The 22,254-nt window shown below is 66.0% G+C and carries 21 protein-coding genes; 1 reads left to right on the forward strand and 20 read right to left on the reverse strand.

Going from position 1 to position 22,254, the window contains the following annotated elements; genetic code table 11:
• Positions 1-27: 27 nt before the first annotated feature.
• The 20 genes from ACW5IY_RS04275 to ACW5IY_RS04370 all read right to left on the reverse strand — a co-directional run bounded on the left by ACW5IY_RS04275 (position 28) and on the right by ACW5IY_RS04370 (position 21,840).
• A complete protein-coding gene (locus ACW5IY_RS04275) occupies positions 28-219 on the reverse strand; it encodes an LPXTG cell wall anchor domain-containing protein (RefSeq protein ID WP_049434054.1) in 192 nt (63 codons plus the stop codon).
• Positions 220-227: 8 nt separating this feature from the next.
• Positions 228-1,892 (reverse strand): phage terminase large subunit, encoded by a 1,665-nt coding sequence (terL, locus tag ACW5IY_RS04280; protein ID WP_223846474.1) that lies wholly within the window; start codon positions 1,890-1,892, stop codon positions 228-230.
• Positions 1,893-1,900: 8 nt separating this feature from the next.
• The gene (locus tag ACW5IY_RS04285; protein WP_032961803.1) at positions 1,901-2,146 is read right to left on the reverse strand and encodes a hypothetical protein; all 246 of its coding nucleotides are present in this window, start codon (positions 2,144-2,146) and stop codon (positions 1,901-1,903) included.
• Positions 2,143-2,412 carry a phage holin family protein gene (locus ACW5IY_RS04290; protein ID WP_005412393.1) on the reverse strand — a complete coding sequence of 90 codons (270 nt, stop codon included), beginning with the start codon at positions 2,410-2,412 and terminating at the stop codon, positions 2,143-2,145. The genes ACW5IY_RS04285 and ACW5IY_RS04290 overlap by 4 nt, the downstream gene beginning before the upstream one ends.
• A 26-nt stretch (positions 2,413-2,438) precedes the next feature.
• Entirely contained in the window at positions 2,439-2,924 is a 486-nt protein-coding gene (locus tag ACW5IY_RS04295; RefSeq protein ID WP_126411773.1) for a hypothetical protein, read from the reverse strand.
• Positions 2,924-5,737 carry a tail fiber domain-containing protein gene (locus ACW5IY_RS04300; RefSeq protein WP_049434056.1) on the reverse strand — a complete coding sequence of 938 codons (2,814 nt, stop codon included), beginning with the start codon at positions 5,735-5,737 and terminating at the stop codon, positions 2,924-2,926. The genes ACW5IY_RS04295 and ACW5IY_RS04300 overlap by 1 nt, the downstream gene beginning before the upstream one ends.
• A gap of 25 nt (positions 5,738-5,762) precedes the next feature.
• Positions 5,763-8,300, reverse strand: coding sequence for a phage tail fiber domain-containing protein (locus ACW5IY_RS04305; protein ID WP_053091846.1), 2,538 nt, complete (start codon positions 8,298-8,300; stop codon positions 5,763-5,765).
• 39 nt (positions 8,301-8,339) lie between these two features.
• A complete protein-coding gene (locus tag ACW5IY_RS04310; protein ID WP_239682841.1) occupies positions 8,340-11,441 on the reverse strand; it encodes a hypothetical protein in 3,102 nt (1,033 codons plus the stop codon).
• Between the two features lie 69 nt (positions 11,442-11,510).
• On the reverse strand, positions 11,511-13,685 hold the full coding sequence (locus ACW5IY_RS04315) for a hypothetical protein (RefSeq protein ID WP_049434061.1): 2,175 nt from the start codon (positions 13,683-13,685) through the stop codon (positions 11,511-11,513).
• Positions 13,686-13,688: 3 nt separating this feature from the next.
• On the reverse strand, positions 13,689-14,087 hold the full coding sequence (locus ACW5IY_RS04320; protein ID WP_049434063.1) for a virion core protein, T7 gp14 family: 399 nt from the start codon (positions 14,085-14,087) through the stop codon (positions 13,689-13,691).
• 32 nt (positions 14,088-14,119) lie between these two features.
• Positions 14,120-14,593, reverse strand: a complete 474-nt coding sequence (locus ACW5IY_RS04325; protein WP_049434065.1) for a hypothetical protein — start codon at positions 14,591-14,593, stop codon at positions 14,120-14,122.
• Entirely contained in the window at positions 14,590-16,722 is a 2,133-nt protein-coding gene (locus tag ACW5IY_RS04330) for a phage nozzle protein (protein WP_049434066.1), read from the reverse strand. Before ACW5IY_RS04330 ends, ACW5IY_RS04325 begins: the two co-directional genes overlap by 4 nt.
• On the reverse strand, positions 16,722-17,312 hold the full coding sequence (locus tag ACW5IY_RS04335) for a hypothetical protein (protein ID WP_005412402.1): 591 nt from the start codon (positions 17,310-17,312) through the stop codon (positions 16,722-16,724). The genes ACW5IY_RS04330 and ACW5IY_RS04335 overlap by 1 nt, the downstream gene beginning before the upstream one ends.
• Positions 17,313-17,411: 99 nt before the next feature.
• The gene (locus ACW5IY_RS04340; RefSeq protein WP_049434069.1) at positions 17,412-18,365 is read right to left on the reverse strand and encodes a major capsid protein; all 954 of its coding nucleotides are present in this window, start codon (positions 18,363-18,365) and stop codon (positions 17,412-17,414) included.
• A 26-nt stretch (positions 18,366-18,391) separates the two neighbouring features.
• Positions 18,392-19,177 (reverse strand): capsid assembly protein, encoded by a 786-nt coding sequence (locus tag ACW5IY_RS04345; protein WP_049434070.1) that lies wholly within the window; start codon positions 19,175-19,177, stop codon positions 18,392-18,394.
• Positions 19,177-19,320 carry a hypothetical protein gene (locus ACW5IY_RS04350; RefSeq protein ID WP_004154577.1) on the reverse strand — a complete coding sequence of 48 codons (144 nt, stop codon included), beginning with the start codon at positions 19,318-19,320 and terminating at the stop codon, positions 19,177-19,179. The genes ACW5IY_RS04345 and ACW5IY_RS04350 overlap by 1 nt, the downstream gene beginning before the upstream one ends.
• Before the next feature lie 17 nt (positions 19,321-19,337).
• Positions 19,338-20,894: a portal protein gene (locus ACW5IY_RS04355; protein WP_005412405.1), complete on the reverse strand. Its 1,557-nt coding sequence runs from the start codon at positions 20,892-20,894 to the stop codon at positions 19,338-19,340.
• The gene (locus tag ACW5IY_RS04360; RefSeq protein ID WP_005412406.1) at positions 20,887-21,039 is read right to left on the reverse strand and encodes a hypothetical protein; all 153 of its coding nucleotides are present in this window, start codon (positions 21,037-21,039) and stop codon (positions 20,887-20,889) included. The genes ACW5IY_RS04355 and ACW5IY_RS04360 overlap by 8 nt, the downstream gene beginning before the upstream one ends.
• 20 nt (positions 21,040-21,059) lie before the next feature.
• Positions 21,060-21,239: a hypothetical protein gene (locus ACW5IY_RS04365; protein ID WP_049434071.1), complete on the reverse strand. Its 180-nt coding sequence runs from the start codon at positions 21,237-21,239 to the stop codon at positions 21,060-21,062.
• A gap of 64 nt (positions 21,240-21,303) precedes the next feature.
• A complete protein-coding gene (locus ACW5IY_RS04370; RefSeq protein WP_049434072.1) occupies positions 21,304-21,840 on the reverse strand; it encodes a deoxynucleotide monophosphate kinase family protein in 537 nt (178 codons plus the stop codon).
• Between the two features lie 95 nt (positions 21,841-21,935).
• Here ACW5IY_RS04370 and ACW5IY_RS04375 point away from each other — a divergent pair, with 95 nt between their 5' ends.
• On the forward strand, positions 21,936-22,253 hold the full coding sequence (locus tag ACW5IY_RS04375) for a hypothetical protein (RefSeq protein WP_150359514.1): 318 nt from the start codon (positions 21,936-21,938) through the stop codon (positions 22,251-22,253).
• Position 22,254: the final 1 nt, after the last annotated feature.

Genomic DNA, 22,254 nt, shown 5'->3' on the forward strand with positions numbered 1-22,254 from the left:
GAGGGCGCGCGAGCTGGACAGCCTGGCTCACACCGGGGCGTAAGGGTTCGACTGGCCGCCCTGGGTGTGGCAGCAGGGAGCGTGGTTGCAGTCGCACGGCGTTACCGGCGCGGGTGCGCTCGGGCCGTCGTTGTCGTCGTCGTTCTTGCGGCGCAGGAACAGGTACAGCAGGGCAGCGGCGGCGAGCGCCATCAGCCACGCAGCGAGCGTGTTGGACATTGGGTCTCCTACAGGATGTCGAGGTAGTTGTCGGGTGACGGCACGCGGCCGGTCACGGACTGGATGAAGGAGGCGTACTCGCGGTCGAGCAGCTCCTCCAGGTAGCGCTGCTCCTCCTTGGACACGTCTCGGGAGAGCTGGTCGGCCCAATACTTCACGGCCATCGCCAGCGCTTCGAGGCGGTCGTCGTGGCGCAGTGCGCCGCGGTCGCGCGTGATGCGCGTCAGCTGGTAGAACAGCTGGTACTTCTGCTCGGACTTCTGATCGGCGCGGATGATCGAGGCATCGACCACCAGGCGATGCTGGTTCAGTACCGGCTCCAGCACGTCGATGATTCGGTTCTCCTTCGAGGTGCCATAGTGCTTCACCTCCTCGATGGAGCACGGGTACACGCGCGCCAGGACGCCGGAGAGCATCTTGGCGAACATGCCGTCGCCGAAGTTGGCCTCAATGAGGACTGCGGAGACCTTCTCGGCGCGCGCGATGTGCGCCAGGGTCTCCAGCGTGTCGTCGTCGTAGCCGCCCTTGGTCGCACCAGCACGGCGCGCGTAGAGCATGCCGCGAAGCATGCCGACGACCGCGTAGCCGGTTTCGTCGCCGCCTCGGCCCGAGGGGTCGATGGCGAGCACCTTGCCGGTGAACTCCTCCATTTCCGAGGCGAGGTACATGGGCCGGTACAGGCGGTCGCCGGTGAAGCCCACGGACGGGATGTCGCTGACGATGTACTCCGGGCCGCTGCTGTAGACCACGCGGATCGGAGCGACCTCGCGGTCCACGTCCATCACGATCAGGTCGGACAGCTTGAGCGGGTACTTCTCGGCGTCGGACAGCGACGCATCGAGCATGAACTGGAGCATGAAGCCGGAGCGTCCGTAGGACGCCTCGCGCTCCATCAAGTCCTCATCGGAGAAGCGGACGCTCTCGCAGTTCTTCCAGGCGAGCTTGGGGTTCGCGTCGAACGCATCGGCGATCATCGGCGCGAGGCGGTCGCCGTACACCTGGCGGTGCTTGGTGTCCTTCGGGTAGCGCGCAGGCCAGATGCGGATGACGTAGCCGCGCTCGGGCAGCTTGTTGTAGAGCGACTCCTCGGTCTGCGGAGTGCCGAGGTAGATGATCTCGCCGCCCGGCTTGAGCACCGCATCGAACTCCTTGACCAGCTCGGCGAGCTTCTCGCGCTGCACGACGGTCATGGAGTTCTTCGGGACTTCGATGTCGTCCGCGATGATGGTGTCGGCGCGGGAGCCGGTGAGCTGGCCGTTGATACCGACCGACTTCACCGAGGGCGACTGATCGGGCTGCGCGGGGCCGACATCGAACGCCAGGTTCGAGTTGCGCTGGTCGGGACGCGGGCGCAGGTGTTGCAGCTCAGGCAGGGTTTCGATCAGGCGCTTGACGAACACCGAGAACGCATCGGCGCGTTCCTTCGATGCCGATACCACCATGATCTTGTGCTGGGGGTCTTTCCAGAGGAGCCAGCAGACGTAGGCGGCCGTCACCCAGGACTTGCCGACGCCGCGGTACGCCATGATGACGCGACGGCGCGGGCCGGTTTTCAGGAACTCGCAGATGTCGTACTGGATCGGAGTGGGGCTTGGTAGCCCCAGCTCCTTCCATACGTACCAGGCGAAGTTGCGGAAGTCCTCGAAAGGGTGACGAACGTGGAGGCTCGTCATGCCCTCCATCAGTTCAGCCGCCCATCCTCAGCGGGATCGAACGGGAACTCGGACACCTTGTCGGCCAGCTTGCCCAGCGGTGAGCCGGGCGGCGTGGCCGCAACGTCGATGCCGTTGTCCTTGAGAAACTGCCGGGCCACGTTGAGGATCGAGGCCAGGCCCTTCGCGTCCGACTCCATCGAGTCGATGGTGTCGGCGAGCTTGTCCGCGACTGCGGCGTGCAGTCGCTCCAAGGCATCCTTGGGGGCGGTCACTTGTTGACGACGCGGTTCAGTACGGTCTCCAGCGCGGACGTGCCGAGCGACGCCAGGATGCACGCGAGCGCGACCTGGGCGACGAAGGAGACGCCGGGGATGAAAATGACGATGGCACCAGCGGCAAGGCCGGTAGCGCCAGAGAGGATTGCGCGGCCGAGCGCCTGCTTCCAGGTGATCGGATCGTTCGACGTGAGCATCTTTGCGATGCCCACGATGAGGCCGACGCCCGCGAGAGCGCCGACCAGCTTCACTTCATCGTGCATTAGGTCTCTTGTAGGTGGTGGATGCGTTAGAGCGGACGACCGAAGCTGTACTCGTAGTTGCCGGTCAGGGTGATCTGCGTGACGCCATCGGTGACGACGACAGTGAACTGCCCCATGCGGGAGGTGTTCCGCCCCGAGGCGGTCACAGTGCCGCCGAGGCCGCTGCCGGAGATCGACGCGCCGCCTGTGACGGAGCGGGAGACCACGGAGTAGTTGCCGGTGCCGCCCGAGCAATAAACGCTGAACGACTCGCTGACCGTGCCGTTGGTGGACTGAGGCCAGTTACCCATCAGGTAGCTCGGCGACAGCGATGCTTGGAACGGCGTCGCCTTGACCGCGTTGTAGAACTGCGAGGCGTAGATCGGGCCGCTCGTGGGGACGCCGTAGTTGGCCGGAACGTCGGGCACCAATCCACGTCCTCGGTAATACTGGTCCGCGTAGATCGGGTAGCCGCCGCCAAACTCGGCGCGGATCATTTCCCAGGAGATAGGGCCGGAGCCGGGGAGGGCCATCAGGCACCTCCCCCAAGGTCCGCGACGCGCTTACGCAGCGCCTGCACCTCAGCGATCAGGAAGGGAACAGCCTTCTCCCACTGGATCGTCTTGATGCCGTTTGCGTGCGTGGCGACCATCAACGAGTAGACCTCCTCGGCCTCCTGCGCGATGCCGCCGACCTCATGCTCCGCACTCGGGTGGAACGTGGGATTCAACTCGGCGATAGCTTCGGCGTCCCAATCGAACTCGCGCACACGGAATCGGTCGAAGAAGTCGCCCACCTTGGAGGCCGAGGCGTCCACGATGTTCTTCTTGAGACGCGCATCGGACGCATAGGCGACGATGTTGCCCGTGGCGATCCAATTGTTGCTTGCGTCGCGGTAGGCGCACCACGCGAAGGCATTGTTGGCGAGGAAGCCGTGCTGGTTGTCGTTACAGTGTATCCAGTGCGTCGTGCCGGCGTCCGTGTCGTAGCAGGCGATGGTCGGCGAGTAGCTCTCCAGTCGGAGATCGCCGCCGCTTCCGCCCGGCCCCGAAAGGCACAGACCCTTGCCGTTGTAGTTGCGAATCCAGGTGTTATCGGCCATGTACCAGCCGCCACCGTGGACCTGGTGATACCAGCCCGTACCGGACGTGTTCGAGCGCATCCAGTTGTTGCAGTAGACCTCACCGACAGCGGTGATGTTCTGTGCGCTCACATGACTGGCGAAGTTCGCACTGTTATCCCCGTTGATACGGAACAGCCACACGTTGTTCGTCGCGTCCCAAATGCCGGTGTTCGGCGTAGCCGTCGCAGCGAAGCGGATGGACCGCCCGCCAGTCGGGTTGAGCTGCACCGACAGGTCACTCGCCCCGCCAATGTTGATGAGGTTGGTGAACTGAGCGCTCGTCGAGTTCGCCTTGGCGTCCAGTGCGCCTTGGAGGCCGCTGACGTTGGCGATGGTGTGCGTGTGGCCCGCGTCGGCCTTCCCTGCCGGGTTGAAGTTCGCCGAGGTCCAGACGGTGCCGCCAGCGTTGAGGGACGCGACGCCACCCGTACCGTCCGCAAACCGGAACTCAATCGAGTTGGCTGTCGGGGGGACGTAGACGTAGCGATCCAGCGAGCCGAGATAGACCACACCAGCCGCCGCATTGCCGCCGAAGCCCTGCGCACGAATCTGACCGGCCGCGAACGTCTTGATGCCGCCGATGCTCTGATCGTCGGTGACGTTGACGACGTTGGCGATGTCGGTGGAGTTGTGCGTGTGGCCGACAGCGGACTTGCCATCCAGGGCCGATTGTAGCCCCGTGACGTTGGCGATGGTGTGCGTGTGCGAGGACGCTGCCTTGCCGTCGAGCGCGGTCTGGAGACCGGTCACGTTGGCGATGGTGTGCGTATGCGACGCCGCAGCCTTGCCGTCGAGCGCAGCCTGCACCGCAGTGCTTACCGGCTTGTCCAGATCGGCGGTGTTGTCCACCTTGTCCAGACCCACCTGAGCCTTCGTGTGCGAGTGCGTGCTGGGCGGATAGGTCGTCGGCTTGCCGGTGACTTGGGTGTTGAAGTCCACGTCGCTGCGGGTTGCCAGCGCGCCCAGGCCGCCGATGTCACCAGCAACGAGCGACACGTCGCCCTGCTTTCCGGCGACGCTGGTTACCTGATCGGTGTTGTCGATCTTCTCCCAGGTAGCGCCGTAGAGCGCCTGGTCGCCGACTCGCCAGTGGATGTCACCGACAGTGCCTTCGCCGATCACCTTGTAGAAATGCCCCTTCACCGGGTTGGTCGGGAACGCACCCGTGCTGGCATCCCACGATCCCATGTAGACCAGCGAGCCGGTGACGGCAGCCTGCGCCTGGGCGGCCCAATGCTTCGCCGAGAACTCGCCCGGCGACACCTCGGTGCCCTGCGGGGCGTTCGCGTACAGGTTCGCCTTGTCGCGGGCAGCCTCGGCAGCGGTCTTGGCCGACGATGCGGTCTGCGCCGAGGTCGAGGCAGCCGACGCCGAGCCGGACGCAGCGGAGGCATGACCGGCCGCGGTGGTCGCCAAGCCAGCAGCCTCGCCAGCCTTGGTCGACGCAGCGGACGCCTGGGCTTCCGCCCGGTTGGCCTGGGTGGTTGCCTGGGTGACCGAGGTCGCTGCGGCGGTCGCGCTGTCGGCGGCTGCGGCAGCCGATGCGGCGGCAGCGGTGGCGTCAGCTTCCGCGCGGTCGGCCGCGTCGGTCGCATAGCCCAGGATAGTCTGCGCCTGATCCCGTGACGTGGCGGCAGCAGTCGCCGCTGCCTGCGCGTCCGAACGCGCCTGACCCGCTGCGGTGGCCGACGTGCCCGCCTGGCTTGCAGAGCCAGCCGAAGCCAGCGCCGAGGTGGCCGAGGCCGTCGCCGAAGCGGCGGCGTCCACTGCGGAGCTTGCCGCCTCGGTGGCGCTGTCGGCAGCCTCGGCCGCCTTGGCAGCAGCGAAGGTCGCCGCGTCGGCGGTGGCCTGCACGTCGTCGTCGATGCTCGCAGCGGATTCCGCAGCGCGCACGGCGGATGCTTCGGCAGCGTCGGCGAAGCCGGAGGCGTCATCTGCGGACGCCTGTGCGGCGTTCGCCATGCCGGTTGCCACGGACACCAGGTCGCGCACCTGCACGACCGAGCCGGTCAGCTCGTCGGTCAGCCCGGCCACGTCCTTCTGGAGCTGCGGGAACGAGGGGAGGGTGTGGTTGTTGCCCAGGCCGTCCGTCACGACGACGGTGCCTTCCTCCTGAGTCAGCAGCGCGATCATCTGATTCTCGCGCCGGTTCCAGCGGTCTACCAGCGTCGAGAGGCGCGAGGCCAGCTCGGCGTTGGAGACGTAGCCGGGGGTAGTGCTCATGCGGTGCTTGGATTCTCTCTGAGGGTTATCGGATGCCGAAGGCGAAGCCGCCAATCGACGTGATGAGGTAGTTCGGGTAGGCCGGGGCGTCGTAGCCGTGGACCTGCGGAGGCGGACTGGATGCGCGGCAACGCACGCGGAACGCGCGGGCACCGCCTGTCCATGCCCCGGACGCCGAGAGCGTCACCGACTGCTCGTAGGTGTAGAAATTGGACGCGGTGAAGGTGTTGCCGTCGCCGCCCATCTGCTGAATCAACGCGCGGTACATCGGCGGTTCGTGTGAGGCGATGACGACCCATACGGAGTCGCGCAGCTCCTCCAAGATGACGTGCAGCCCGTAGACGCGCGTGTTCGCGGTCACGGTCACCGACACGGAAGGCGTATGACCCTCGCCAGCCAGCACCGGAGCGCCGAGCCAGAACTCGTGGATCGCCACCCAATCGCCGAGCGGGATGAAGTTGTTGCCCGCCTGGTAGCAGAGGCTCGTTGCCCCGGTCCACCACACGCCGGTCGCCGACTGGAACTGCCCCACGATGTTGGGGGCATTGACGCGGCCTCGGAAGAACGCGCCGCCGTTGCGGTCCACGTAGAACACCGCGTTGTTGGCGTTCTTCGCGCCGGAGCCGACCCACAGGGGCCAGTCGCCGAGGTTGGAGATTTCCACGCGGAACTCGGCAGCGTTGACGATGTTGCCGTTGCCGTCGAGAGTGTGGGTCTTGAACGTGCCGCCGTTGATCGTGCCCGCGTTCGCCGTGAGTGCGGCTAGGGAGTTCACCCTGATCTTGTCCGCAGTGATCGTCCCGTCCACCACCAGCGCACCTTGGATACCCACGGTGGACTGGCCGCCGACTGTACCGATCACGAACGGATACTTGATGCTCGCCAGGGTGCCGCCCGAGGTGTACTGCGGGTGGACGAAGGCGAAGCGATCCGCGGTGACGATGAAGTCGCTGCCGGTCTGCGGGTTGGCGGAGAGGGCGATACCGGCGACCACGGGGACGCCGTTGATGGTGCCCGCGTTGATCTTGACCGAGTAGTTGGCCTGCCACTGACCGTACATGCCGGAGTGCTGCCCGGCGACCACATTGAACTCCTGCCGGATGGTGGCGAAGTCGCCGTCCTTGAACGCCTGGACCTGCGTGGCCGCGATGGCCTGTGCCTGCTCGGCGGTGATCTTGGTGGTGTTGAGCTGCTGCACCAGCGCGCCGGTCGGAGAGGTGACATCCAGGTCGGCCTTGCGCCAGCCGGTGCCATCCCAAATCTGCGTCAGGTACGCGCCGGTCTGCCCGGTCTTGACCCAAAAGGTCGGAACCTTGAAGCCGCCAGCGGGCGGGGAGGGCTGTGCGTCCGAGAAGATCGTCGGCGCGGTGCTGGTCTCAAGCGTGGACACCTGGGACGCCAGGGCTTCGCGTGCGGACGCTTCGGTGTCGATGCGCTGCTCGAAGGCAGCCGAAACAGCCGACACCTGGCCGTCGATCTCGTTGGCGATCCCCTGCGGCACGTTCGCGCCGTAGCTCGCCGCCATCTGCTGCCGGAATGCCGTGTTGGCACCCTCGGCATCCGTCAGGGCTTCCGTGGTCTCGGCCAGGCCAGCGATGTTCTCGCCGTGGCGAACCACTGCCGTCTCAACGTCGGACACGCGGGCCTTGGTCGCGTCAACCTCGGCCATGACTGCGGTGCGGACCTGCGCCGCGCTGTCCTCGATCTCTGCGCCGAGGCGTTGCTCGGTGGCCGCGCGCGCCGCTTCGGTGGTGCTCTCCACCTCGTCGATGCGCTGGTTGAGCGCTGCGGAGATTGTCTTGCCGTTCTCGACCACCTGGCCTTGCAGCTCGGTGATCGCCTCGACGCGCGCAGAGTGCTCGTCGGCGATGGCGCGATTGACCTCCAGGAACCGTGCTTGGTTACTCTGCTCGCCGTAGTCCACCCGCGCGAACAGGTCGATGATCTGCTGCGCGATGACCTTGTTGCCTTCGGTCAGCAGCCCGATCTCATGGGTGGCCGTGCTGATCTTGTCGCCGTAGTCGCGCTGCACGTCGAAGAACTCGTGCGAGCGCATGATCTCCTCCAGGATCGCCTCGGCGTTCACGTCGATGAGGTCGATGCGGGTCAGCAGGTCTTGCAGTGCTGGCGAGCGGAGGAGCTGCTCGATGATTGCATTGAGGTCCGGGTTGCCACCGGGGTTACCGGGGCCGCCACCGGGGAGGCCGCTGCCGCTACCGAACTCGGCGAGTTCCTGGTGTGCGTACAGTAGTTGGCGGAACGACTTGGACAAGTCGCGCGCCGGGAGGTTTGCGCCTTCCTTGTAGTTGACCAGGAGGGCGTCAATCGGCGTGAATCGCCGGATGGTCACAGTGTAGGGTGCGTCGAGCACGCCATCCTGCGACGGAATCTCGATGGTGCTGGCGTCCACCCACGACACGGAGACAGCGCGGGCCGCGTCCGGTTCACCGACGAACGCCCGGATGTGTTCGCGGGCGATGTACAGGAACGGCACGGTGAACCGCGTAGGGCCTCCCTCGTAGGTGTAGAGCACGAAGGAAAGGCCGCGCGATAGTTCGATCATGCGTCCTCAAAAAGGTGGAGGCCCCGAAGGGCCTCCTGGTTACGGTCGATCAGTCCCGTCCTTGCGGTCGGGGAACTGCTGTAGGGCTTGATCCGCGATGTTGCGGACGCCCGTCATGTTGTTGAACCACCAAATCTTCCAGAAGTCGCGCATCTGCTTCTCGGTGATCTCCTCGTCGTCGCGGATGGCCGAGCCGATCATCCGCGTGCTGCCGTAGACCTTGTTGAACAGGTCGATGGACGGGATGCCCATCACGCCGTTCTCCAGGCCGGTCGAGCGGTTGTTGGCGAATACCGGGTCGTTGCCCAAGGCGTCAGCCCACACTGCGTCGGTGACTGCGGGGATGACGTTCGACCAGCTCGATTGCGCGACAGCGTTCTTGTAGAAGTTAGCCTGCGTGAGCTGCTTCTTCCGCTGCTCGGGGTTGCCAGCGGTGTTGATGTACGTGCGAGCCGCCCAGCCCATCCCTGCTGCCGAGGTGGACAGCACGACCATCGCGTAGGTGCGCCAGTCGTCGTAGTGGTGGACCGAGTTCAGGAAGTGGCGGGTGAAGCTGTTGATCATGAAGCTGCGGAACTGCGTGACGATGCGGCCGGTGGTGGAGTGCATCAGCTCGATGCTGTCCGAGGCATCACCTTCGAGAACCTGGTGTCGCGTCACGCGGAACAGGAATGCCGCCATGCGCTCGCGCGTCTGGAACGGCAGCTTGTCCGGGTCGATCTGCTCGATCTGTCGCTTGCCTTTCAGGTAGCCGAACACGTCGGCCTGGGCCTTCTCGTCGAGGCCCCAGGTGCGCAGGCGGGCCACTTCGGCGTCCGACAGCTTCTTGGCGTTCGCCATGTCCAGCAGCCGCAGCAGCGTGGCGCGACCGGCGATGCGTTGGAGCATCGTGTTGATCGGGGCCATGCCGGATGCGACCGAGGTGACGTGCGTCGCCATGTTCATCGCGTTGTCGATCTTCTCGCCGTGCTTGACATTGAACGTCTGCGGCACGAGCGCGTCCTCGTCCAGGCGCAGGAACGGCGGGTTGCGCAGCCAGTCGGTGCCGGGTGCGAACAGTCGCTCCATCACGCGCGCCTCCTGCGAGGACAGCTTGCCGTCAGCACCGCGCACCAGGAAGTCGCGGGCGGCACCCACGGAGTTCCAGAAGTTGCGGAGACCAGCATGCGCGATGGTCGGGCCAAGCTCGGCGAACAGCGAGAAGCCTACCTGGTTCATCACGCGGGCGAAGTTCCAGTTGCGCAGGAACCGCGCGTAGCGTGCGCCACGGCTGGCGGGATCGAGTTCGGTGCTGCGACCGAAGGTGGACTTGAGGCCGATGTCGATCAGGCGCTCGATGTCCTTCACGTCGTCGCCGGACTTGCGGGCGTCGCTCTTGAGCTTCGACACGAAGCGGTCGAGCTGTGCGCGGTTCTTGATGCCAGCCTTCGACGATAGCGCCGACCAGCCGGTGATCTCGCGCATGTAGCGGGTCATCACCGAGTCCACGTCGTTGTCGAACAGGTCGGCCATCGAGACCTGCACGTCCTCGCCAGCCTCGTTGCGGATGGTGGTGGAGTAGGTCTCGTCGAGGTCGATGCGCTTCTTCGCGCGGTCGAGCTTGCCCGACTCGTAGGTCTTGCGCTCCAGCTTGGACAGCAGCTCTTGCGACCGCACGGGCGAGACGCCCGCCTCGGTCAGCATGTTGCCGATCTCCTCGACCGAATCGTTGTCCAGCGGGCGGACCAGCAGGTCCATCCCGTCGCCCTCGAAGTTCGCCTGAGCGCGCTTGAGGTAGGAGCGTGCAACCGCCCCGAGCAGCTCGTCGTCGATCTCGTCGCCTTCGTCGGCGGCGGCCTCCCATGCGCGACGCATGGCGGGCTTGATGAGCTGGTCGATCACGTCGTCCTGGTGGAGCTGCATTTCGCCGAACAGGCGCTTGAAGCCCTTGCCGCTCCAATAGCGCGGCAGGTAGTTGCCGTTCTGCGCCACGTTGGCGAAGCCGTCGAGGTTGCTGTCCTGCGCCAGCTTGAGCGCATCCCGCATCGCCTTGGCGACGCTTCCGGCAGCCTTGGCGGCTTCCGGTGACACGTCCGGCGCACCGCGCACGGCACGGCCGACCTCCTCGTTGAACTTGGCGCGCTCGGAGAAGTTCCACCAATGCGTGCCCGTCCGTTGCTTGTAGGCGTCCCACGCGGCGTTCACTCCGCTCCGCCATTCCGTCTCCATGACGGCCAGGTGGCGCTTGGCGAACTCGCTGGTGGACTCCTGGACCGCGACGGAGCGATCGGTGTAGCCGACGCCATCGCGGAACAGCAGGCGGCCCGCCTCGCGCACCAGCGGCGACTTGGCGCTACCCATGCGGGCAGCAAGATCGCGGCGGACGGTGGCGAAGTGGGGCGTGATGTGCGCGTTGACCAGCGCCTTGTCGGTGAACTCCTGCTCGAATGCGGTCTCATTGCGCAGCGGGAGGACGCCGGGCGTCGGGTCGGTGGTGGCGGTGCCAGCAACGCGGGCGGCCGACAGCGAGTCGTCACCAGCCAGCCGCTTCACCACGTCAGGCTTGACCTCGCCATCGAACAGGGCACCCCGGCGAGCGCCGAGGGCACCACCGAACGCGAACGACAGGGCGGCGCTCTGCACGCCATCCGCGAGCGTCTGCTCGGGGTCGTAGGTGGAGGTTGCGGCCGACATCAGCGCGGAGGTGCCCGCAGCCTGTAGACCGGAACGCACCGCGTTGGCGAGGCGTCCGGCCTTGGCTGCGTACCCCAGGCCGCCCGTGGCGAGATCGAGGCCGGTTGCCACCGGGTCGGTGAAGCCGAGGGCGATCTGTCCGCCCAGGCCAAACTGCGCCAGGTCGTCGTCCGCCATCTGATTCATGAAGGCCACGGATTCCAGATAGGAGAGGTGCTCGTCGGACGTGGCCCGGCCGAACAGCTCCCACTGCTCCGGGCGCAGGCCCATCGACTCCCAACGCTTGCGCGCGTCTGCGGGAATGCGATAGCCCTGCTGCGGCTCGTAGCCCAGCTCGGTGATGAAGCGGTCGATGAAGCCGATGCCGCCCTTTGCCTGGGCAGCGCCCCATCCGTCCCATACGGTCGTCTGATCCTTCCGGCGCTGCGCGGCCTCTCGCTGCTCCTTGCGCTCGCGCACGGCTTGCACGATGGGCTGCTGGGTTGCCGGCTTGACGATGTTCTCGTCTGCGCCGGGTAGGGATTCAAACATGCGGTCTTACTTCCTCGTCAGGTACTCCAGGAAGTCCTCGGGGACTGCCGGGGTGGTGGTGGTTTGCTTGGTGCCCGCGTTGGGGACCAGCGGCTTGGTGAGGTCGAACTTGGGCAGCTCGAAAGCGGCGGCCTCGGCGGCGCTGGCGTCGCGCTTGGCGATGGTCGCGGGGACTTCCGTTGTCGCCGACTGCGAGCGCAGGTCGCGGATGTTCCGGGACTGATCCGCCCAGGTGGTGCGCTGCTCGACCCGACGACGCGCCTGGGATTCCGCAAGGTCTCCCTTCCAGCGCTGGTGCTGTGCCGCGATGGCACGCGGGTCGAAACCGATGGCGCGGCCGGTGTCAGGGTCAGGGATCAGCCAGTTGTCGGGGCCGACGATCTGCCACTGCCCAGGATTGCGGGGATTGGGCAGGGCCGACAGCTCATCCGGGTCGCGGCCGAGCTTGCGCGCGACCGTCTGGATCAGCTCGTCTACCGCTGGCTCGGCACCCTGCGGCATGCCGATGTTCGGCACGCGGCGGCCGTTGACGGTCGTGCGCTGGGCGTCGATCTGACCGACCGCTGCACGGATGGCGGCTTCGCCGGACACGCCGCCACGAGAGGCGATGCGCTCGGCTTCCTGGCGGATGCGGTGCAGCTCACGCGGGTCGCGCGGCTTGCCGTCGATCTCCAGGTAGTCCTTGATGCCGGACTTCCAGGTGTCGTTGATGACCGAGCGGGCCTCCTCGACTTCGCGCTTCGGTTGCGTCAGGACGCGAGCGGCCTCCTGGTGCGACTGACCGCTGCGCCGGGTGTCGTAGAGGTACTGGTCCAGCATCGCGGCAGCCTCGCCGCCAGCGACCGTATCGGCGTACTTGGGCGAGACCTTGCGGAGCTGTTCGTACAGCGTCGCGGCGTTCTGGAAGTTCTCCTGGAACGCCGGGTCGGCGCGCTTGAGGATGCGTTCGAGCTGAGGGATGACGATGCCCTGCCGTGCCCACTTCTGGAGCACCTGGCCGCGTGTGGCCTGCGGGGTTTCCTCCCACTCCTTACCGGCCTGCTTCTTGAGGTCGGCGTCGCTGATCTCGTAGGGGTTGCCCCCGGCGACCAGCTTGCGGATGCGCTCCTCTCGGGCGCGCTCCTTCGCTTCCTGCTCCCAGCGGCGGAGAGTCTGCTCCTGCTGGTTGTTCCAGTAGCGCTTGAAGGACTGGAGGTCGCCGCCGCTCAGGCCGAACTTGCTGGCCCAGGTGTCGATGGTCTTGTGGGTGAGCTGGCCGCGATCCGCGAGGCCCTGGAGCGTCCACTCCGCCTCGGCCATCGCCTGCTTGCGTGCCTCGTCCTCGCGGTGTGCGATTACGCGGGCACCAGCGGCAGCCGCCGCGCGCAGCTCGTCGCCGTGCTCGGTGTTCATCAAGCCTGGCTGGCCGTCGCCGCGGTCCTTCTCCAGGAACGCCAGGATCGACTGAGGATCGCGGTTGCCCGCAGCCAGCTCCTCCTTGGCGGCCTCGACGTAGAGTTCGTCCACGTCGCGCTTGTTGAGGTAGGCGTACTCCTCCTGATCCAGCATCGCGTACAGGCCGTTCATGCCCTCGGAGGTGAGGAACGTGCCGCCCTTGATGCCGTCGCGGATGATCGCGGTCAGCGACTCCTTCTGCCGCACCAGCATTTCCCGCATCGAGTCGGCCTGCCACTGCTGGCGGACCTGCTGCGCGGCGCGCATGGCGACCGGCATCAGGGCCTTGCGGACCTGCGGGTCTTGGAACTCGGGGTTCTGCGTCAGCGCCGCCATCCGCTCCTTGATGAGCGGCTCGATGTCGGTGCCGGGTTCGGCCTTGGCGATCTCCTTGGCCGCTTCGATCTGCCAGTCGCGGACGCGGATGATGCCGTCAGCCTTGAGGTAGCCGCGACGCCATGACTCCGACTGCTGGGCAACGAAGTCCTCGGCCTGCCGGGGCGTACCCTCGGCGTCCTCCTGCATACGTTGGGTCGCCGCGGCGGTGTACTGCTCGCGGCTGTTGGAGATCATCTGCGAGTTGACGGAATCCGAGACGCGCGTCAGCACCGCAGCGGCGGTGCGAGAGAGGGCACCGGCACCAGCGGAGGACGCCTGGTCAGCCTGCACCGCCAGAACGGGGCGCTCGGCGAGACGCTGCGGCACCTGCGCGCGGCGGATGATCTCTTGGGGTTTCGTGCGAGCCACGGGTTACTCGTCTCCGGGGATGGAATAGCGCTTGTAGGTTTGGATGTTGCTGTAGGCGTTCGCGCCTGACTGCATCACGCCGCCCATCGCCTCGGCATTGCCGGTGCGGATACGAGCGCGTGCTTCGGAGCCGCTTTCGACGACTCCGTTCCTGCGGTTCTTCTCGATGAGGGCCACGTCACGGCCAGCCTGGGCCATGATGTCGTTCGCCAGCAGCTCGACCGAGTTGCCGGACACTGCCGCTTCTGCTGCGGAGGCGCGCATCGCGGATCGCAGTGCGCGGGCCTCCTCCATGCGCTGTTGGGTGCGCTCGGCGGCCTGGTCGTTGATCTGCTCCTGCTGACGCTCCGCGGCTTCCTCGATGGCCTTGTTGTTCTGATTCTGGCCGTACATGGTCGCCATCGCGCTGACTGCGGCGATACCGACCTGGACTGCTACGGGGTTGCACATGGGGTCTTGGTTACTCGGACGAAGGGTGTCTTGGCGAAGCCGTAGGCGGACTCGACGCCGCTCTCGCGGAAGCCAAGCCAGCCGAGCCATCGCCGCGTGGTGACGGCGTGGACATCGACGAAGTTGAAGATGGTGCCGAAGGTGGCCGCCCACTCGTCGCTGATCCGCCGAGCTTCTCGGAGGAACGTGCGGCGGAACGAGGGAGCCACCAGGGCGTCGGTGCCCAGCAGCCAAACCGAGGCGATACCCTCGGCGTGCTGGGTGAAGCCGAAGATGCACACGGGAGAACCGTCGTGCATCGCGGCGAAACTGCGGTCGCTCGCGGTCACTGCGTATGCGAGCGCCTGGAGCGGGGTGTGACCATGCGAAGCCGCCACCTCCAGGATGTCCTCCTGCCGCATGTTCTCGGCGACGTGGAGGATGTCGCTGGCGGTGGGGCTTCGATAGGTCAGGGTCATACTCGGCTGCGGGAGACGAACATGCCGCGCCACTGTGCTGACTGGAACCAGCACTGGAACGGCAGGCGGTTGACGAGGTGCATGCGGACGCTGTTGGCGTCACCCAGCACGGGGAACCGGCGAGAGCCGGAGTGGAACGTCGGGGCGCTGGTGCGGAACACCGAGTCGTTGAGGACGCGCGCGGTGTACGCACCGGAGTGCGACGCCACGTAGGTCTCGACTCGGCCGTTGCCGTGTTGCTCGACCTCCAGCTCGAAGTACGCGCCGTCCTTGTAGGCGACCTCGATGTCACGCACCTGCGTGCGGCCCACCAGCACGGCCTGGTTCTGCCCGCCGCGAACGATGGGCTTGGTCAGCGTGAGGCGGTGCTCGTAGTCCATGCCGACGACCACGCGGCCCTCGGTGTGGTTACCGGGGAGCGCGAGGCGGGTGCGGGCGTTGTCCCAGCGCGCCTTGGTGATGTCGAGGTACGCGCCGGGGTCTTGCCAGTCGTCCGTCTTGAGGACGGTGACCGTCATGCCATCGGGCACGATGTAGGGTAGGTCGATCCAGGTCTCGTTGCCGAACTGCTGATAGGTGGGCTGCACCACCAGCATGCGGTCGAGCAGGAAGTTGTAGTCGCCCGTGGCGTCCGCGTCGTGCTGGTTGAGCACCATGCGGAACTTGAGCAGCTCGCAGCCGCCTCCCGGCGCTTCCGCGACGGCGTACAGCACGTCGTTGATGGCGTGCATGTGGACGATGCGGCCGACGCCGGAGATTGACCAGCGCGTCCATGCGGACTGCTGCTTCTCGTCACCGATCCAGCGGACGAAGTAGACGTAGAGCTGCGCGTCGGTCGGCTCGTCAGGAGCGAAGAACACGCAGTCGGCACCACTTGCGCTCGCCATCGCTCGCATGCGGCCCGGCATCAGCTTGGGCACATGCGCGGTCACGTCGGCGGCGTCGCCGGTCACCGACAGGTCGTCGATGAAGTATTCGCGCACGCTTGCGTATGCGCCGCTGTCCTCGGTGAAGTACAGCGACTCGCCCATCAGCTTCGGCCGGATGTACGGCGAGCTGCTGTAGCTGTTGACCGGATCGCTCTTGACGTTCTTGGCGGCCAGGTACGGCTCGGCGGTCAGGAGGAACTGGCCGCCCGCAGCGGCAAGGAACAGGGCCGACTGGAACGGAACTGCGTGGTAGAGCGTGGTGACGCCGTTCGACCCGCTGACGCTTACGTCGATGGGGTCGGCGTCGAGCACCTGGGTCACCGAAGTGCGCCAGAGGTTGAACGGGTCGGAGACCTCGGACATCAGCACGTTCTCCCCGGCCAGTAAGCCCAGGCGGTCCCGGTGCTTGAACACCTCGCGGATGCGCTGGCCGTCGATGGACGGGAACGGGTTGCTTTGCTCGTCACCCGCGAGGCGAGCGGTCCACTCCGGTCCACCGAAGGAGAACCAAAAGCCGTCCGCATGCACCGGATCGGGGATGCGCTTGAGGATGTGCGGCATCGTCTTGGCATCGAAGCGGTGCTTGATGCCCGGCCGGGCGACCTCCAGGTAGACCGAGGAGGACTGCTTCTGGACGTAGTAGTCGTCGAACTGCGACTCGGACGAGCCGATGATGTTGTAGATCGCGCCGGTCGGCACAACGGCCGAGCCTTTGTCACCGGGCTTCGGCAGGTCGGACATCGTTTGCGCCGATCCGTACAGCGAACCGGGCGACAGCTCGTCGCTCTGCTTCACGTCTACCAGCCGGTTGACGATGAAGGTGGTGTCGGAGAACGTCGCCAGCGCGAAGCACGACCACGCACGCTGTCCCTGGGTGTCCAAGTAGTTGAGCGCGTCGCCCGTGGCATTGACGGTGTATTCCTTGCCGGTCTCGTGGTCGAACACGCGGATGCTGCGGTGACCCACGGCGACGATGTAGCGCTCGTTCTCATCGCGGACGATGGAGTGGAAGGCACAGTCGTGATCGAGGGTGACGCCAAGTCCAGCAACGAACTCGGCGGGCGGGCGCTTGCCCGCGCCCATTGCGGCATGCAGCCAGGCGTTGATCGCCTTGGTGAGCTGGTTCGGCGAGCGGACGGTATCGTCCTGCTGCGACTCGCCTCCCAGGAACGAGGGATAGTCCCCCGTGATTAGCGGCATCAGCGGTCCCAAATATCAGACACGTCCGTCGAGCCACTGAGGAAGTTGTGGCCGCGGGCGTAGGTGAAGTCAGCGTGCTCCTGCGCGAAGATGAGGTATGCCTCCTCCTCGTGCTTCTCGGTGAACACGTAGAGCTGGTCGCTACCCAGCACGCTCGTCTGGAACAAACGCGCAGCGCGCACGGCGATGTAGCGGCGGGCCGACTCGGGCAGCTCCTCGTAGGCGAGGAACCAGGTCACGAAGTCGGCGGTGGGTGCCGACGAGAACGTGTCGGCGAGGGTGAGCGGGTTGATGAGGCGCGTGCCTCGGATCACCAGCGGCTCGCTTCCGCGTGCGGGGACGAGCTTGAGGATCGACTGCGGCGGCAGCACCTTGCCTTCCGCGTTGAGCGTGAAGGTGAACGACTCGCTGGTGTTGAACCACCAGCCAGCGGTTTGGACCTCGCGGCTCACCGCGCGGAGGGTGTCGCGCGCCTGCGAGGCGTACAGGTTGCCGAGCGCTTCGAGGTCGCTGATCGGCGCTTCGCCGATAGCACCGAGCAGCACATTGACGGCTTCGAGTTCCGTGGTCGGAGTGAGTTCGAGGTTCATGGATTCGGGGCAAAAAAACGGGGGACACCCATGTGGATGTCCCCCGTAGATGGAGAGAGATTGAAGCGCCGCGGGATTTGCCCAACGGCGCTGTATTGCTTACGGAGCCTTCGACAGCTCGATGGCACCGCGCGGAGCCAGGATGCCGTGACCCAGCGCGTACTTCGCCAGCATCAGGGTGCCCTGCTTCTCGCCCTGGTACACGTCCTCCAGGGACAGGTCCAGCAGCTTGAGGGTGCCGACCGCCGAGCGGTGGAAGATCACGCCCACGGTGTCCGCAAAGTTGCCGCGGTACTTGGCAGGGATCGAGGCCAGGGCCGACTCATCGACACGCGGCATCGCGTTGATCTTCACCAGCGGGATGCGAGCGACCGAGGAAATGATCGCCTGGCCGTAGGAGCCGTTCGATTCCGCGTTGATGTCGCGGTCGATCAAGTCCTTGTTCTCGGTCAGCAGATACCACTGAGCCGGGGCCAGTGCGCCAGTGAACTCCTGCGGGTTGTCCGGCAGCAGCTTCTCGTCGAACAGCATGCGGGCGTTGCGGAACGCATCGGCCAGCACGGTCGGATCGGAGGCCATCGTGGCGGCCTTGATGATGGCACCACCCGGCTGGCCTTCGACCTTGCCTTCGGTGGTGCGAGCGGCCAGGATCGCGCAGCGCAGCTCGTTCTGCATACGCTTGAGCGCCAGCTCCGCACCCTGCTGACGGGTGTACTCGGAACGCACGTCGTAGTGGTTCATCGCCTCGTCGATGTTGGCGATGAAGGCGTGCGAGATCAGCATCGGATCGAGGGTGATGATGGTCTCGTTGTGCTCGACCACCATGCCCTTGATCTCGGTGCCGGGCACATGGTACTCGGAGCCGATGGTGCCGACGTTCGGGAACGAGGCGGACTTGCCGCTCTCGATGTTGCGCACCGACACGCGGCCGTCCAGCTTGTAGTTCTCGACGAAGCTGGTGATGGTTTCAGCAGTGTAGTTCTGCTTGAACAGCGCCCAGGCGTCGCCGTTGGCCTGGGCTTGACCCAGGCGGGAGGGGATTGCGTCCGACATTTAGTCCTTGCTTGAGGTTGAGTGGATTACTTGAACAGCGGCGACACGGCCAGGCGGGCGGAGACTTCCGCGCGGTAAGCCGGATCACGGTGGTAGCGCACATCGCGCATCGCTTCGACGACCTGCGCCTGCGACTGGAACGGCTTGGGACCGGCATCGGCGTTCGCCGCGGTCTTGCCGTTCAGAAGGCGGCCGTTGCCGCCACGGAGGGCGACGAGGCCCTGGACTGCCAGCGCTGCGCGTCCGGCGTCGCCGGACTGCACCGCTTCGTTGAACGCCCGCTTCTGCTCGGCGCTCAGGTTGGTCTTGGCCCACTGGACCAGGCCGTCGTAACCGGCCTTGCCGCCTGCAGGCGAGTAGACGGCGTTCTCGTAGGTCTGCACGCGAGCGCGCAGGCCATCGACGTACACGTCCACCAGCTCCTTCGGATAGCCCGCGTCCTGGAGCTTCTTGTAGCTCTCCTCGGACAGCGAGCCGTTCGAGTTGAACTCGGTGGCGAAGTCGTCCAGGTTCAGGCCAGCCCGCGCCAGGGCGTCACGCGCGTCATCCGCGGTGGCGTCGTCGATGGTCGCGGGGCCGCCCTTGCCACCCTTGTCGTCGGCTGGCGTGCTCAGTTCTGCGTAGGCGGCTTCCAGCTCCTCCACGGTCTTGTACTTGCCGCCGAACAGGCGCTCGCCATCGGTGCCACCCTGCGCGCCCGGTGCGGGCTGCTGGGTGTCCTGGGAGTTCTGCGGCGGCTGCTGACCTGGGGTCGGCTGGCCGTTGATGCCGTCAAGGCTGACGGTCACTTCGGACTTGCCCGGCTGCGACATTACTTGTCCTCGGGCTTGTAGTTGACGATGACCAGGCCGTTCGTCTTGCGGGTGATCTCGGCCTTGCCCTTACGCTCGACGCTCGGAGCCTTCGGGGCTTCCTTGGTCGGCTTGGCGGGCTTCTCGGTGGTTTCGTTCGACATTGCGTCCTTCTCGGGGGTTACGGGGTTTGGGTCATCGCTGAGGCGATATTCGGAGCGGCACGGACCATCGCCTCCTGCGCCGAGGCGTCCTGCTGCTCGGCAGCAAGCTCGTCGTCGGAGCGGATCAGGCCCTTGGTGGAAATGTCGGAAGCGGCGGCCAGTCGGGAGATCGCCTCGCCACTGTTGAGGCGGCGTGCCTTCTCCTCTGCGCCGACAAGCGCATCCACTGCCTGACCGAACTCGATCAGCTTGTTCAGGTCGTGGCCGCGGCCGAGGGCGGCGATGCCTACGGTGATGCGCGGCTTGATGAGTTCCTGCGGCAGCTCGGGCAGGCGACCCTGCTTCTGGAGCTTGTGCAGGCGGCGGCGGATCAGCGGCAGCAAGAGCTGCTCGCCCGACATCGCCATGAAGCCGCTGAGGGCGTCGTCGAGTTCCTGGGTGAGCACCCGGATTTCGTAGGCGGTCACACGCTCGCCGGGGCGCTGCACGGCGGACTTCACGCCAAAGATCAGCTCCAGCGAGTTCGCCAGCCCTTCGGCCTCCTGACGCACGAAGTTCAGGTCGTAGGCTTTCTGGAGCTGGAGCGTGGTCACGTCGCTGGCCTCGCCACGCAGCACCGCGCCGGACTCGGCCTCGGTGAGCTGGCGCTCGCGGATCGTCGAGGTCGGCTTGAGGAACATGATGATCTTCGCCAGGGCGGCGGCACCCTTACGGATCGCCTTGCGCAGCGCCTCCAGCGACTCGAACGCGCCCACGTAGTCGTAGACCAAGCCCTCGCCGTAGTCGTCCACGAGGGACGGCGGGGCGCACAGGGGAATCCACGGGCAGGCGTCGATGGGGTAGGTGCCCACGGTCTCGGGGACTTCGACGCCCTCGACCTCCTGGACCACTTCCCACTCCTTGCCATCTTCCGAGCGACGCACCCAGGTGTAGAGGTTCACGTCGTCGTTCTTGGTCTTTTCGTCGCGTTCCTGGGCGAGCTTCTGCATCACCGCCGCGCGGATCGAGTCCGGCAGCATGGCCGGGGCGATCTTGTCGAGCGTGATGATCTCCAGCACGTTGCCCAGGCCATCGCGGTCGGTCACGTAGGAGGTCAGCGGGTACAGCTTGGGCTTGCCCTCGTCGGGGTCGTAGAGCAGGAAGTTGCCGAGGACGATGGCGTGCTTGGCCGCCTCGCTGAGGACCGGGCGAACGCCGCTGGTCTCCAGGTCGTTGACGATGACCCGCTCCACGTCCACCAGCGCGGCCTCCAGTTCGGAGGTCTCCACGCCAGCCTGCTCGGCGATGTTCTCGGCGACGGCCTGGTCAGGCGCGAGCTTGAATACCGAGGCGTTCGGCGGGAGCCAGGCCAGCACGATCTTCGAGGCCAGGGCGTTGACGCACTTCGGGCCGGTGTCGATGTAGGCGGAACCGGGGGTGCGCGATTTCGCGCCCTCGTCCACCCACAGGCGGGGCAGGGTGACCTTGGCGCAGCGCTTGGCGCGCGTCTCGGCTTCTTTGCGGTTGGACTTGAGATCGCCGTAGCGCTTCGCGGCCGTCTGCTTCTCGGCCGAGGTCTGCTTGGCGTCAGCCATTCGGGATGGTCAGTCCTTGGTACTGCGTTGCGTTGTTCAGGTCCAGGCGGACCTTGGACTTACGCCGCTGATCGGCCGCGTGGCCGGTCGGCTGGGTGTCCTGGCGGGTCAGCAGGATCGGGTCTTTCTCCTGCTGGTCCGGCATGTTGGGCTTGCTGCACATGGTTAGCGGGCGCGGTGATCCATCTGCTCGACCTTCCGCAGCGCCTTGAGCCGCAGGATCAGGCGACGCTCGCCCTGCCGGAGCAGGAACTCCTCCTTCGGCTGGGCGGGGTCGTAGATCACTTCGGGGTGCAGTTCGTCCAGGAGGTCGATCAGGTCGTAGGAGTGCAGAGGGATTTGCATAGAACTCCTGGGTTATGAATAGGTGGGGAAACTGTCGTTTCCCCCGATGATGACCACTAAACCCTTAGAGTCGGGCCAGCGATTCCGCGACCATCCGCAGGCGGTGGATCGGGCCGTTGTTGTCGAGCACGGTGTCGATCAGGTCGCCGTGGACGCCTGCCTCGGAGGCATGCGCCGAGACCGGGGCCGCGCTGTCGCGGAGCACCTGGACCACCTGGCCGCCCCACTCACGGATGAACTGCGCTTCGTTGTCGAAGCGAACGTCCGACACCACGACGCCAGCAGCGCCGTCGCGGCGGGCCTGACGGATCTTCTGCGCGACCACCTTGACCCACAGGTCGCGGTCGATCATTTCGCGGCCCCACTCGGTGCCCACGGTCTGCATCAGGCGGCGCGGGGTCTGCCCGTTGAGCCAGTCGAGCGGCTCCTCCTTGAGCGGGCCGTCCTCCATCGCGGACACCGGCAGGCCGGTGATGTCCGCCACGAAGGCGCGGATCGGGGCCGCGAAGGACAGCTTCACGAAGCCGTGGTCGCTGACCAGGAACTCGGCCAGGGTGTCTTTGCCGCTACGGGCGCGGCCGGTAATTCCGATGATCTTCATGGGGACTCCAGAAAAGGAAAGGCCCGCACGAAGCGGGCCAGTTACCAACAGGGATGTTAATGCCGCATACTCAGCGGTCAGAAAAGGAGCCGCTTATGGACGGGATCGAGTACGCCGAATACGAACAAGTAACGCACACGCAACAGAACTACGCAGACAGGATTTACGGCTTCGTAGCCGCTGAGGCGAGTTACGAGCATTCCCCTCCCGCTAAGGCTCAGCAAGACCACGACAATCTCGTCAATAGGGTGCAGTCGCTGGTAAATCTCAAGGTGGTCGGCGGCGAGACCGCTGACGGCAAACCGACAGTCACAGTGTTTTTGCATGACAAGGTTGTGCGTCCGGTTGCAGCGGATCACGTCCGGGACGAATTAATTGCTGATTGGGAGAACGCTAGGGCCAAGCGGGGCTAAT

The organism is Stenotrophomonas sp. C-A, assembly GCF_054030835.1.

Bases quoted from the DNA above. Each gene is read 5' to 3' on its own strand.
- ACW5IY_RS04290 (WP_005412393.1), bottom strand. From the start codon at position 2,412: ATGCACGATGAAGTGAAGCTGGTCGGCGCTCTCGCGGGCGTCGGCCTC.
- ACW5IY_RS04275 (WP_049434054.1), bottom strand. From the start codon at position 219: ATGTCCAACACGCTCGCTGCGTGGCTGATGGCGCTCGCCGCCGCTGCC.
- ACW5IY_RS04355 (WP_005412405.1), bottom strand. From the start codon at position 20,894: ATGGCTGACGCCAAGCAGACCTCGGCCGAGAAGCAGACGGCCGCGAAG.
- ACW5IY_RS04360 (WP_005412406.1), bottom strand. From the start codon at position 21,039: ATGCCGGACCAGCAGGAGAAAGACCCGATCCTGCTGACCCGCCAGGAC.
- ACW5IY_RS04365 (WP_049434071.1), bottom strand. From the start codon at position 21,239: ATGCAAATCCCTCTGCACTCCTACGACCTGATCGACCTCCTGGACGAA.
- ACW5IY_RS04335 (WP_005412402.1), bottom strand. From the start codon at position 17,312: ATGAACCTCGAACTCACTCCGACCACGGAACTCGAAGCCGTCAATGTG.
- ACW5IY_RS04305 (WP_053091846.1), bottom strand. From the start codon at position 8,300: ATGATCGAACTATCGCGCGGCCTTTCCTTCGTGCTCTACACCTACGAG.
- ACW5IY_RS04375 (WP_150359514.1), top strand. From the start codon at position 21,936: ATGGACGGGATCGAGTACGCCGAATACGAACAAGTAACGCACACGCAA.
- ACW5IY_RS04295 (WP_126411773.1), bottom strand. From the start codon at position 2,924: ATGGCCCTCCCCGGCTCCGGCCCTATCTCCTGGGAAATGATCCGCGCC.
- ACW5IY_RS04370 (WP_049434072.1), bottom strand. From the start codon at position 21,840: ATGAAGATCATCGGAATTACCGGCCGCGCCCGTAGCGGCAAAGACACC.
- ACW5IY_RS04350 (WP_004154577.1), bottom strand. From the start codon at position 19,320: ATGTCGAACGAAACCACCGAGAAGCCCGCCAAGCCGACCAAGGAAGCC.
- ACW5IY_RS04320 (WP_049434063.1), bottom strand. From the start codon at position 14,087: ATGGCGACCATGTACGGCCAGAATCAGAACAACAAGGCCATCGAGGAA.
- ACW5IY_RS04345 (WP_049434070.1), bottom strand. From the start codon at position 19,177: ATGTCGCAGCCGGGCAAGTCCGAAGTGACCGTCAGCCTTGACGGCATC.
- ACW5IY_RS04340 (WP_049434069.1), bottom strand. From the start codon at position 18,365: ATGTCGGACGCAATCCCCTCCCGCCTGGGTCAAGCCCAGGCCAACGGC.
- ACW5IY_RS04300 (WP_049434056.1), bottom strand. From the start codon at position 5,737: ATGAGCACTACCCCCGGCTACGTCTCCAACGCCGAGCTGGCCTCGCGC.
- terL (WP_223846474.1), bottom strand. From the start codon at position 1,892: ATGACGAGCCTCCACGTTCGTCACCCTTTCGAGGACTTCCGCAACTTC.
- ACW5IY_RS04325 (WP_049434065.1), bottom strand. From the start codon at position 14,593: ATGACCCTGACCTATCGAAGCCCCACCGCCAGCGACATCCTCCACGTC.
- ACW5IY_RS04330 (WP_049434066.1), bottom strand. From the start codon at position 16,722: ATGCCGCTAATCACGGGGGACTATCCCTCGTTCCTGGGAGGCGAGTCG.